Source organism: Sinomicrobium soli, assembly GCF_003285545.1.
GTDB lineage: Bacteria > Bacteroidota > Bacteroidia > Flavobacteriales > Flavobacteriaceae > Sinomicrobium.
Map to the genome: position 1 here is coordinate 392,710 of NZ_QLNV01000004.1, position 14,080 is coordinate 406,789.

Annotated in this window: 3 protein-coding genes; 1 reads left to right on the forward strand and 2 read right to left on the reverse strand. The window is 49.3% G+C overall.

Annotation, left to right across the window (positions count from 1 at the left end; all coding sequences use genetic code 11):
• Positions 1-52: 52 nt before the first annotated feature.
• Both DN748_RS07465 and DN748_RS07470 read right to left on the reverse strand, forming a co-directional pair.
• Positions 53-838 (reverse strand): diadenylate cyclase, encoded by a 786-nt coding sequence (locus tag DN748_RS07465; protein ID WP_112371135.1) that lies wholly within the window; start codon positions 836-838, stop codon positions 53-55.
• Positions 839-1,339: 501 nt separating this feature from the next.
• Positions 1,340-2,071, reverse strand: coding sequence for a LexA family transcriptional regulator (locus DN748_RS07470; protein ID WP_112371136.1), 732 nt, complete (start codon positions 2,069-2,071; stop codon positions 1,340-1,342).
• 1,009 nt (positions 2,072-3,080) lie between these two features.
• On the opposite strand from DN748_RS07470, the gene DN748_RS07480 reads away from it, so the two are divergent.
• The coding region (locus DN748_RS07480; protein WP_458694045.1) for an Ig-like domain-containing protein at positions 3,081-14,080 on the forward strand (11,000 nt) is incomplete at its 3' end.

Genomic DNA, 14,080 nt, shown 5'->3' on the forward strand with positions numbered 1-14,080 from the left:
TTGAAGGGACAAAGATACGAAGTTTTGGGGTTGTTGGTTAAAAACTTCGGGGTTAACTAAGGTCCTCTCTCAATATGTCGAGCAGTTCATTGTGATCCTTGAAAAGTGTAAATTCCCCGTCTTTGATGTAGGAAATCTGCCCTGTTTCCTCGCTGATTACCAGGGCCAGGGCATCGGTTTTGTCGGTAATCCCGATGGCTGCCCTGTGTCTGAGACCGAAGCGAAGGGGGATATTCCGTTCGTTCGATACCGGGAGCACAGCCCTTGTGGCTACAATATAATTCCCTTCGATGATCACCGCACCGTCGTGAAGCGGGCTGTTTTTGTAAAAAATACTCTCTATGATGGGCACAGTGATCCTGGCATGCATGCTGTCTCCCGTATTCTTTACAAAATCCAGGGGAGTATTGCGCGCTATGACCAGGAGCCCGCCTGTTTTGGTACTGCTCAGTTTTTCACAGGCGGTGACCAGGGCGCCGATATTGGTTCTGACCTCCGGATTTTCTTCTCCGAAAAAACGAAAGTATTTTTTCAGGTTTTTCCTGTTGGCGAGATTGGTAGAGCCGATAGTGAGAAGAAATTTTCTTATTTCCTGCTGGAAAAGAACAATAAGAGCAAAGAAACCGACACTCATAAAACTTCCGAAAATACTGCTCATCATATGCATCTGCAGTACCTCGGTAATTCTCCATATAAGATATATGATCCCTATTCCTATAAAGATATTTACGGCTACCGTGCCTTTTACCAGCCTGTAGATATAGTACAGCAGGAAGGCGACCAGGAGAATATCGACCAGGTCAAGAATTTTAAAGTCTAAGAAATCAAAGATTTTCAAAGCGTATTCTTTTGTGTAAATTTAGAAAAAAATAGGGCTTTAACAGTGTAGTTCCAAACTTTTTAGTTTTTAGTTGGTAGTTTCGAAATGTCATTCAGAACGCAGTGAAGAATCTCCGGGTTTTTCGTTATGCTGTTGAAGTTCCTTTGGGCTGGGTTGGAGATTCTTCACTCCGCTGCGCTACGTTCTGAATGACAGGAATGTCATCCCGACCATCGTTCCTGTCCCGACTCCCTGCATTTTTCATGCAGCGAAACACCTTGCTGTATGCCCGTAACAGAAAACAGGAGTTTTAAGGCTGTCTGGGCGATTTATTTTTTGCTGCCATGTAACGGCCTGAAAAAATCGCAAAATGCGCTTAAAATAAAATTAAATCATGATGTTTTTTATACAAAATAATTTAAATTTATTATTTTTTAGTTTTATATAGGCTTTAACTATTGATTGTGATTTGGCTCCGGCCGGCCTCGTCTTCCGGTCGGGAAAATTTTCATACGGGGCTTATGGCCATTTGGGATGTTCGTAAACACTTTCTTCTACCGGGGAATAACTCAGTTTGGCTTTTATCTCCCAGGCCTCTGCAATTTCATCCGTACGGATTTTTATGTGCTGGGGGACCATTTTATTATCGTTGACCAGGACCAGTTCACCGGGAGTGGTGTGGGAGGTTTGCACGCGATTGATGAATATTCCGCGTAACTTACTGACTATTACATAGTTTTTATTTCTTTCGATCTCCGAAGGAGCGTGGAGCTTTGAAGCTATGACAATGGAATTGTCTTCAAAGGTCGGATGCATCAAATTCCCGGTGACCTGGAATGCCCTGAGATTTTCCCCTTTGATAAAAGGCAGGTTATATACCGGAATACTTTCCATAAAAGAATCTTCACCGAGCTGGTTTACGTATTGGAACTGGTATTCCCGGGTTACAACAGGGATATAACGGTCGGTATTGTTGTTGACCGATCCGTACGCCCGCTTGTGGCTGTAGAAGATATCATTGAGATCGATATCTTGTCTTTCACATATCGCGACTACAAGTTCGTAATCCATACTATTTCTCTTCTTCCATGTCGAAATGGTATTGGGTTTTACCTCCAGGATCTCAGCCAGCTCGATATTGGTCTTTACTTGTAAGTGTTTTTTTAATTTTTCCAGTATAAAAGTCGCATTGAGAGATTTTTTTTCTTGCGTGTTCGCGTAATGATGACTATATTTGACTGTGTTTAACATTTATTTATCATTTTTTGTGCTCGTTTTGAGAATAAGGCTTATCTGCCGTTCTCAAAGAGTGGGTTCTACAAAAAATAAAAGCAGTTGGTTGGTTGGACCGGTTGTTAGTTAGAGAAATACAGCGGTTAGGCTGGCGGTGTTTATATCCCCGGTTTATGACTTTTGATCGACCTGGGGTGTTTAGGTGTTATATCGCGATATGATTATAACTCCTTTTGTTTGATTTTATTGTGAATCACCTGTCGAAATTAGGCGATTTACTCAAAACGAGAAAAAAAAATCGTTCAATGTAGGAGAATTGTCGTTCAATGCATGAATAATAAATATTTCAAATATAAATATCTCGTATAGAACATATTTGTGCGATCATGTGGTCATAATGAGAATAAAGAGGTGGGGTTTTCGGGTACTTAGATGTTTATAGTGTGAGAAGTACGAATGAAATTACAATTAATAGAAGCGCTATGGAGCAAAACTACATTGAACATGTCAGTCCTTTTAATGGTTTACGGGTACGGTGGTTCCTTCCCCTGTACCACGCACTTCTTTCTTTTATACTGAATCATTTCCCTGTTTATAAATTATCAGATCCAAGACAACATAAAATCATGACCCGGACTTTTCCCGGAGCGGTATACCGTGATATATGGTCGCTCCGGAGGGGCAGGAAACAAAATATCCCCGTTTTGTTTTATCGCCCGGACCCCAGGTAAGGGAAGATTGAAAATAGCCTTTTAACATGGCAGGGCTACCCTTTTCGGGAGGGCTTGTTGCCTGTTGATAAAATGATGTGCTCAAAACAGATAGTGATGACTTTAAAAAAGTGCAGGAGTTATTTTTTTGTCCGGTATCCGACGGCAGTACTGTCTTTTCCGGAAGCCGCTCAGACGACCTTTACTTCCGTATTGCCCCGGATACGGGGAAGCGCAGGCCGGAAAGCGGCCCTTGTGGTGTTATGTGTTTTTGTCTTTAATATAACTTTTCTTTTATGAAATTACTTTACTACGTTATGCAAAAAATAAAACCCGGGCTCGCCGCAGTGTTACTTACACTGGGCTTGCTGTTGTTTTCTCCCGGAACAGCCTCTGGGCAGGATATGGTAAGGAAGTATGCAGAGGTACAGGAGGTTCATACAACTATTGGAGGAAGTGTTGATCAACCGGGAAATGCAGTCAATGGCAACCCCAGGGAGCCTTCTACACTAAGGGTTGGGGTAGGATTGTTAGATGCATTTTATGCGCGGCAATTTATTGACTTTGGAGAACTTCTGGAAGCAGGTACCCCTGTTACCATTAAATTTTCAGTACCTACTTCTACTCTTGGTGTTGCGGATAATTTTAGTCTCCAGCCTTATGCCAATTTGAGAGAAGAAACAATATTGTTTAATACGAGGTGGACTGCCGATGCTGTTGGAGATGCATATGAAGGAGGAAACCTGTTGACCCTTTTGGGTGGGGTAGGGACTTATGAAGTAACTCTAACCCCTACAGAAGATTTTGAAGGAATATGGGTAAATCTTTCTTCTGCATTAAGTGTGGCAGCAAGTATGCAGGTATACCATGCTTATGTAGAAGAAGAGGCCGGTACACCTTTCGATTGTATAGCAAAAAATGAGCCCCTGGATGTACTTTCCGGTGTAGGAGGTGCCGGGCTTGACCTGGCCGGGGGACTTACATTTGTTAATGATCCGTATAATGTTATTGACAATCACGATAATTATGCGGAAATGGCTGTGGTAGCGGGTGCTGCTAATGAAGCTTATATTAATACGATTTTTGCAACACCCTCAGAATCCGATCAGGTGGTTCGTATCGTTCTGGAACAACCGGGTTCTTTGCTGGATGTAAGCTTGCTTGCTGCATTTACGATACAACCTTATCTTGAGGATGACGAAGTGGGAAGCCCGATAGCAGGAGATTCCAACCTCCTCGGCTTGCGTCTGTTGCCCGGAACCGATAAGTATGAACTTGCCGTTCCGGTACAAGGCTCTTTCGACCGGGTGAAAATATCACTCGGAGGGGTTCTCGGCCTTCTTCAGAATATCCGGGTTTACGAAGTAAGCCGACTCCCCAGGGTGGATATCATCGACGACCCCGAACTGACCGAGGCCCTTACGGCCTGCGGTTCGGTAGATTTGTTAGGGGCAGTTACCAATTACCAGCCGGATTATTACGATTATGCGTATTTCGGTGCGGCTACCGGAGGTGAGGCATTACCATCTTCTGTAGTAACGTCTTCCGGTACCTATTATATAGAAGCTACCGATAAGGTTACCGGTTGTGTGTCGCCAAGAGTGGCGGTAAATGCTACGGTAAATGAATATCCGGAAATTACGTTTTCGGGAGAGACAACATACCAGATCTCGGTAGGTGAGAGTGTCACGCTTCCGACTCCCTCTGCTGCAAATGTTTCGGCAGATTTTCAATGGTATGATTATAATGGTAATGCGATTACCCCTTCAGGAGCTATTGCGTTTCCGGGTGCAGGGGTATTTACCTATTATGTTGTAGCGACATCTGCAACCGGTGGATGCCAGTCTGCTGCTACCATAGTGGTTGTAGTTAATGATGATGGCTGTCCTGCAGCTTTTACGAGAGAGTATGCAACTGCAAATTCTGAGTTCTCAACTTCCAGCCTGTTGGGAATAGATCTTGGGTTTATTGAAAATGAGGCTAATGCTGTTGATGGAAATATTGCCACATATTCTACCCTGACAGAAGCATTAAACCTGTTGGGGCTGACGGGGGAGACTTCCCAGACTATTTTCTGGGGTTCGGATGTCAATGCTGGCACCCCGGTTACGGTTAAACTGGGACGTGAATACGGTGTAGCTTCCGTCATCGGAAGTATTTTTATCGCTCCCGTAGATAGTAATGGCAATGAAATAGGTCCCAGGGTGTCTGCCGACCCGAACCTGGCCGGTCTGGTCAATGGGCTCAATATATTCGAACATACCTTTATTCCTTTGGGAAGCAGTGGTTCGGCTATTTCCTACAGTGGTGTAAAAATAGTTATGGAGTCTGCAGTGAATGCTTTTCAGGCCATAAGGGTATACGATGCATATTATCATACGGCCGGAGACCCGGCATGTACCGGACAGGATGCCATAGATGCATATGGAGGTTATGAAACACAATTGCTTAATCTCAATGCTACAACTGCGCTTATAGGTGTTTCAGACCCGGGATTGGCGGTAGACAGGGATATTAGCACCTATGCCGAAATGAATAATACCGTTGGTGTTGGTGTATACGGTAAACTGGATGTGGTTTTCGGAACACCTTCATTGGCGACAGACAGTCTTCAGATTATTCTCGGAGAACCGGGTACGTTATTAGATGTCGGTCTGCTTAATGAACTGCGTATACAACGTTTTCTTAATAATGCACCTGTAGACGAGGAACCTGTACTTCTGGACCCCAGTCTATTACGTCTTAAACTATTGTCATCGGGAAGCTTAAGTGCAATAACGGTGCCGACTAATGTCCCTTTTGACAAAGTGCGGATCACCTATGGAGGAACGGTAAGCGGGCTTTCCGCACTCCGTATCTACGATGTATCGAGAATTGCAGCTACCCGACACCCCGATGGAGAGGGCCCCGATAATACGGTAACCCTTTGTGCCGGAGAAACACTGTCTCTCGATGGTTTGCCGACAGACTGTGCTACTTCCTATAAATTATACGATGCGGAATACGGCGGGAATGAAGTGGAATTAAGCAGTATCCCGGACCTGGCTGCCGGGGAGCATACCTACTGGATACAACCTGTACGCAACGGATGTGAATCTCTTGCCCGCGGCGTACTTACTCTTGACATTACCGGTCCGGCAGAGGCTCCTGTAGTAGCCTCCGAAAATGTATGGGTCGGGGCAGACGGTACGGCTACCCTGAGTATACAGGATCCGGATGAAGAGCTGACCTATAACTGGTATACCGAAGAAACCGGTGGAACCGAAGTTTATACCGGAAGTACTTATGATCTTGAAAATATTACGGCAGATGCCACTTATTACGCAGAAGCCGTAAGTGGAGGCGATTGTGCTTCACCCACAAGAACGGCAGTCAGTGTACAGCTGATACCTACTCCAGTGGTAGATCCTATAGGGGCAACGCTTACCGAAGGAGAAACGGAAACCTTTACGGCTTCTAATATTCCTGACGGACTCGAAGCAATATGGTACGATGAAAATAATCAGCAGGTAAGTAACCTGCCCCAGTTTGAAACTGATCCCGGATTACTGCCGGATGAATATACGTATACCGTGGTATACAGGGATCCGGTAACAGGGGCAACTTCTGCACCTGCAACAGTACCGGTGACAATAGAAGCTGCAGGTGGTGGATTACTGCCCCCCGCAGTAGACCCCCCATCGGCAGTTATTGTGGAAGGAAACTCACAGACTTTTACAGCTACCCATGACAATGCAGATGTGACGTATGTATGGTATGATGAGAGCGGAACGGAAATACAAACCGGCGGAAATACCTTTACAACCCCTGACAATCTTGCGGTCGGCGATTACAATTATTCGGTTGCCGTAAGAGATGCGGGAAACAACGAATCTGCTGCCACGCCCTTCAGTCTTACTGTAGAGGAAGCCGATGCATTGTTACCACCAACGGTAGATCCTTCTGCCGTAACCATTAAAGAAGGGGAAACCCATACTTTCGAGGCGACCCATCCCGAAGACCCGGATGTAGACTATACCTGGTATGATGCCGATAACAACGAGGTAGCCACTACCCCGGAATTTACCACGCCGGATGACCTTCCCTTAGGGGAACATACGTATACGGTAACAGTAACCGATCCGGATAGCGGGGAAGAATCCGAACCCACTGAAGTGACGGTAACCGTGGAAGCCCCCCTGACACCGCCAACGGTAGACCCTGAAACAGCAACCATAGAAGAAGGAGAAACCCAGACCTTTACGGCTACTCATCCCGATGATCCGGATGTGAATTATACCTGGTATGATGCCGATAACAACGAGGTAGCGACTACCCCGGAATTTATCACGCCGGATGACCTTCCCGTAGGGGAACATACGTATACGGTAACGGTAACGGATCCGGATACGGGTGAAGAATCTGGTCCTGCCGAGGCAACCGTAACGGTTACGGCACCTGCAGTGCCTTTGACGGCTCCGGAGGTTACGCCCGAAACAGCTACTATAGAACAAGGGGAAGCAGTTACCTACACGGCTACCACAGATTATCCGGATGGAGAAATCGTATGGTATGATGAAGGGGGTAATGAAATAGCTGTAGGTGAGCAGTTTGTTGCAGGTCCGGGACTTGAACCCGGAAATTATTCCTATAATGCGGTAGTTCGTGATCCGGATACCGGCGAGGAGTCCGATCCGGCCACGGTAACCCTTATTGTAACAGAACCAGTCATTCCGGAAGATTGTCTTCCGGCCTATGAAAGAATATATGCTTCAACGCAGACTTCGGATGGTGTAAATAACGCCGGAGGTGCGGTAGATGGCAACCTGGGAACGTACAGTACGATTGAGATACCTTCCCTTTTTGCCACGAATTATCAGGTCCTTCAGTTTTCCGGGGCTTTCAGCCCTGCAAACGGAGACCAGCTTCATGTAAGGGTAAGTACCGATGTTACGTTATCCCTGCTTGGAAGCGTAACAATTACCGCCCAGGCTTATGACGGAAATAATCCGGTAGGTACGCCTGCACAGTTAAGCGGAGGAGTTTTACTCAACTTATTGGCAGGGACTAACGAGGGAGATATAGTGGTACCTGTGGGTAGCCCTGATCCCAATGTCAGTTTTAACTCGGTAAGGGTTGAGGTGCAGGGTGCTTTACTCGCAGGAGGTGATATCAATATACATGAAGCTTATGTAAACCAGGAAACCCAAACCCTGGCAGATTGTAATGTTGAGGATATCCTTACGGGAGTTACTTCCGGTGCCCTGGGTACACTCAACGGGGTTAGTGATGCAGCAAATGCTGTAGACGGAGACCTCGGTACGGCAGCACTCCTGCGTCAGAATGTCGGACTTGCCGGCTATGCTCATTTAACTACAATTTATCCGGCACCTTCTGTTCCCGGAGATTCTATCCGCCTGGTCATTACCGATCAGGATGCGGGCTTGCTCGACCTTGGCGTAGCTACGGGATTGAAAATAGTGGCTTATATGGGCAATACTCCTGTTCACGAAGTATCGGTGCAGGAAGGGTTGTTAAGCCTTAAACTTCTCGGAGGAGGAGAGCAGTATGAAGTAGCTACTGCCGTAGACCAGCCTTTTGACCGGGTCTCTGTACAACTTGGCGGACTTGCATCTGCACTGGAAGGAATTAATGTTTACGAAATAGAACGGGTCCCCGGAATACAACTCGAAGGGAATGACCCCGGAAATAATATGGTGGAAGCCTGCCAGGGAGAAACCATAAGCCTGGCGGCGCCCGGTGATGATTGTACCACTTATGTATGGTACGACCAGCGTAACGGGGGAACTAAGATCGGAGAGGGAAATCTCGAGTTCGAAGTGCCTGCGGACTGGACGGCCGGAGAACATGTGGTTTATGTGCAGCCCGTACGTTACGGTTGTGAAGAGGCAGGACGTATTGCAGTGACCATAAACGTCAGTGAAACCCCGACGGCCGATGACATTGCAGTCACCGGAAATGAAGATCCGTACTGCTCCGGCGAAGACGTACTGGTTACGGCTACTGCGGATGGTATCACCGATGCGGTGTTCAGCTGGTATGCCGATGAAGATAAACAAACCCCTCTTTCCGATGCGGGCGGGGTGACTTATGGTATCAATAACGGAGCGTTGACCGTTAGCGGTCTTACCCCCGGTACCTATACGTATTATGTAAGTGTGCGTGCAGGCGCGGACGGTTGTGAAAACCTTGCCGGCGACCTCGCTGCAGTGGAGGTGATCGTAAACGATGGCGCTGTTGCCTCGGATATCCAGACAGCGGATATCCAGGTCTGTGCAGGGGATATCGCCACACTGGAAGCCTCCAGTACTACGGTGACCAACCCCGTGTTTACGTGGTACGGCAATGACGATCTCAGCGGGACGCCTGTATTTACGGGTCCTGTGTTTGAACAGAGCGACCTTGAAGCGGGAGTCTATACGTATTATGTCACGGTACAGGGCGATGGTGTGTGTGAGAGCAGTGCGGATGAGGCAGTGATGGTAAGCATTGCGGTACAGCACCAGGTTACGGCCGGGGATATCGATCTTCCTGCCGACCTGAGCCAGTGTGTAGGTTCTGATGTGATGCTGACCGCAGGGGTGATGCCCGGTATCACGGTAACCAACCCGGTATATACCTGGTACCTGGATGCTTCGGGCACACAGGTGATCAGTGACGGGGATACCGATGGTACGGTGACCTATACGGTAAATAACAATGAGCTTACGGTATCGGGACTGTCTGAAGGAGTGACCGCGACATATTATGTGAGCCTTGACGGCGATGATGTCTGCGGCAATGCGGGTGGTGACCTGGCTTCGGTAGCGGTAACGATCAGTGATGACCTGGAGGCTCCTGCTGTAGTCTCGGACAATGTGGAAGTATGTACCGGTGAAGATACGGTACTTGAAATATCAAGTCCTCAGGGCAGCCTTACCTACAACTGGTATGATGCGGCCACCGGAGGGACTTTGGTAAGCACCGGCGAGACGCTGGAACTTACCGCGGTAACTGCTGATGTGATGTATTATGTAGAGGCTGTGGGCACCGGCGGTTGTGCGAGCCTTACACGAACCGGGGTATCGGTAACGGTCAATGACTTTGCCGGTGCTTCCGACATCGATATTGCCGGTGAGACAGCGATCTGCGAAGGTGCTGATGTGGTACTGACGCCTTCCTCGGCGACTGTTCCCAACGCGGTGTTCCGCTGGTATGAAGATGCCTCGGGGACTACGGAGATCACAGCGGGGGTTGATGCTTCCGGTGTACTGACGGTATCGGGACTTACCGATGGCGACCATACGTTCTATGCGAGTGTGGAAGGTGACGGCTATTGTGAGAACGCTTCGGGCGACCTGGCAGCGATTACGGTCACTGTAGGGGCTGAACTGTCTCCTTTAGTGGTGACCCCTGCCGAGCAGTATGTGGTTGTAGGCGATACACCCCAGGCTTTCCGTGTGGTTGATTTTGCGACGATTACCGGGGATGTGATCTGGTATTCTGATGCTGCACTGACCACGGAGGTAGCGAGAGGAGAAGAATACGCTCCTGCCGCTGCTGCTGAAGGTGATTATACGTATTATGTGGTCCATGAGAACGGCCCCTGTGTCTCTGCAGCCACGGAGGTGGTACTGCATGTGCTGGGTACCCCGACTCCCCCGGACGACTGTTATATAGCGGACAGCGAGGAACACGGGACGACCTTTGGTTGTGTGTTGTGTGCTGTGCTTGATCCTACGAACGCTATAGATGATAATCCTGACAATTATACCCGCCTGTCGATGCCTGCGGGTCTTGGAACCGGTTCGATCTACCAGACGCTGATCTTTGATCATGCCGGTAAGGCCGGTGATACGGTACTGGTGGATATCGGTACCCCTGTGGAACTGGCCGATATTAACCTTCTTGGTGGTATTACGGTAACCCTGTATAATGGTACTACGGAGGTAGACCAGTACAGCCTTGATAACCCGCTACTGGAGATCGAACTGCTGAGCGGCGGTGACCGCGGAGAAGTGGGAATCCCTGCCAGCGGTGTTTACGACCGTGTGGAGATCCGCAATACTGCCGGAGTGGCGACCTTGTTACAGGGTGTGGATATCTATGGTGCATATATCCGCCAGGCTGCCCCCGAGCTTGACATTACCGATCCTGTGGTACTGTGTGAGGGAGAGGAATATATTATAGAAGCCGTGGCTGCACCCGGTACCCTGCTTCGCTGGTATGACGAGGGCGGTGCCCTGGTGTATGAAGGGACCGAATTTGAAGTACCTTCTGATGTGGCGGGCGACTTCACCTACTATATAGAGGTGGTTGATGAAGTCTCCGGCTGTGCCGACCCCGACCGTACGGAAGTAAATGTACAGGTGAATGAGGCTCCGGCTGCTGATGATATTACAGTGACTACAGATAATCCATTCTATTGTGCAGGTGAAGACGTACTGGTTACGGCTACTGCGGATGGTATCACCGATGCGGTATTCAGCTGGTATGCCGATGAAGATAAACAAACCCCTCTTGCCGATGCGGGCGGGGTGACTTATAATATCAATAACGGAGCGTTAACCGTTAGCGGTCTTACCCCCGGTACCTATACGTATTATGTAAGTGTGCGTGCAGGCGCGGACGGTTGTGAAAACCTTGCCGGCGACCTCGCTGCAGTGGAGGTGATCGTAAACGATGGCGCTGTTGCCTCGGATATCCAGACAGCGGATATCCAGGTCTGTGCAGGGGATATCGCCACACTGGAAGCCTCCAGTACTACGGTGACCAACCCCGTGTTTACGTGGTACGGCAATGACGATCTCAGCGGGACGCCTGTATTTACGGGTCCTGTGTTTGAACAGAGCGACCTTGAAGCGGGAGTCTATACGTATTATGTCACGGTACAGGGCGATGGTGTGTGTGAGAGCAGTGCGGATGAGGCAGTGATGGTAAGCATTGCGGTACAGCACCAGGTTACGGCCGGGGATATCGATCTTCCTGCCGACCTGAGCCAGTGTGTAGGTTCTGATGTGATGCTGACCGCAGGGGTGATGCCCGGTATCACGGTAACCAACCCGGTATATACCTGGTACCTGGATGCTTCGGGCACACAGGTGATCAGTGACGGGGATACCGATGGTACGGTGACCTATACGGTAAATAACAATGAGCTTACGGTATCGGGACTGTCTGAAGGAGTGACCGCGACATATTATGTGAGCCTTGACGGCGATGATGTCTGCGGCAATGCGGGTGGTGACCTGGCTTCGGTAGCGGTAACGATCAGTGATGACCTGGAGGCTCCTGCTGTAGTCTCGGACAATGTGGAAGTATGTACCGGTGAAGATACGGTACTTGAAATATCAAGTCCTCAGGGCAGCCTTACCTACAACTGGTATGATGCGGCCACCGGAGGGACTTTGGTAAGCACCGGCGAGACGCTGGAACTTACCGCGGTAACTGCTGATGTGATGTATTATGTAGAGGCTGTGGGCACCGGCGGTTGTGCGAGCCTTACACGAACCGGGGTATCGGTAACGGTCAATGACTTTGCCGGTGCTTCCGACATCGATATTGCCGGTGAGACAGCGATCTGCGAAGGTGCTGATGTGGTACTGACGCCTTCCTCGGCGACTGTTCCCAACGCGGTGTTCCGCTGGTATGAAGATGCCTCGGGGACTACGGAGATCACAGCGGGGGTTGATGCTTCCGGTGTACTGACGGTATCGGGACTTACCGATGGCGACCATACGTTCTATGCGAGTGTGGAAGGTGACGGCTATTGTGAGAACGCTTCGGGCGACCTGGCAGCGATTACGGTCACTGTAGGGGCTGAACTGTCTCCTTTAGTGGTGACCCCTGCCGAGCAGTATGTGGTTGTAGGCGATACACCCCAGGCTTTCCGTGTGGTTGATTTTGCGACGATTACCGGGGATGTGATCTGGTATTCTGATGCTGCACTGACCACGGAGGTAGCGAGAGGAGAAGAATACGCTCCTGCCGCTGCTGCTGAAGGTGATTATACGTATTATGTGGTCCATGAGAACGGCCCCTGTGTCTCTGCAGCCACGGAGGTGGTACTGCATGTGCTGGGTACCCCGACTCCCCCGGACGACTGTTATATAGCGGACAGCGAGGAACACGGGACGACCTTTGGTTGTGTGTTGTGTGCTGTGCTTGATCCTACGAACGCTATAGATGATAATCCTGACAATTATACCCGCCTGTCGATGCCTGCGGGTCTTGGAACCGGTTCGATCTACCAGACGCTGATCTTTGATCATGCCGGTAAGGCCGGTGATACGGTACTGGTGGATATCGGTACCCCTGTGGAACTGGCCGATATTAACCTTCTTGGTGGTATTACGGTAACCCTGTATAATGGTACTACGGAGGTAGACCAGTACAGCCTTGATAACCCGCTACTGGAGATCGAACTGCTGAGCGGCGGTGACCGCGGAGAAGTGGGAATCCCTGCCAGCGGTGTTTACGACCGTGTGGAGATCCGCAATACTGCCGGAGTGGCGACCTTGTTACAGGGTGTGGATATCTATGGTGCATATATCCGCCAGGCTGCCCCCGAGCTTGACATTACCGATCCTGTGGTACTGTGTGAGGGAGAGGAATATATTATAGAAGCCGTGGCTGCACCCGGTACCCTGCTTCGCTGGTATGACGAGGGCGGTGCCCTGGTGTATGAAGGGACCGAATTTGAAGTACCTTCTGATGTGGCGGGCGACTTCACCTACTATATAGAGGTGGTTGATGAAGTCTCCGGCTGTGCCGACCCCGACCGTACGGAAGTAAATGTACAGGTGAATGAGGCTCCGACAGCCGATGATATTACAGTGACCGGAAATGAAAACCCCTACTGCGGTGATGAAGATGTGGTACTGACCCCGTCCAGTAGTGAGGGAACAGTATTCAGATGGTATCTTGATGCCGATAAAATGACGCCGGTCGCCGATGGTGATACGGATGGAAATATTACTTATGCCATAGATGCGGAAGGTGTACTTACGGTGAGCGGACTTGAAAATGCCAACAGCCCTTATACCTATTACGTAAGTGTGGAAGGTGGCAGCGGTTGTGAAAACCCGGCAGGTGATCTTGCGGAAGTTTCCGTAGAGATCTCTCCGAATGTTCCCGGTGATGATATTGCCGATATAGAGGTATCCGGTATCAATGACGACGGAACACTTTGCGTGGATGCTTCGGGCAATGCTACATTAACAGCAAGTCTTACTGCGGGCAGTACGGTGACCAATCCTGTATACTACTGGTACGATGCGGATGGTGCTGTTGCCGGCGGGGAAGACGGTACGCTTGAACTGAGCGGTCTTACCCCGGG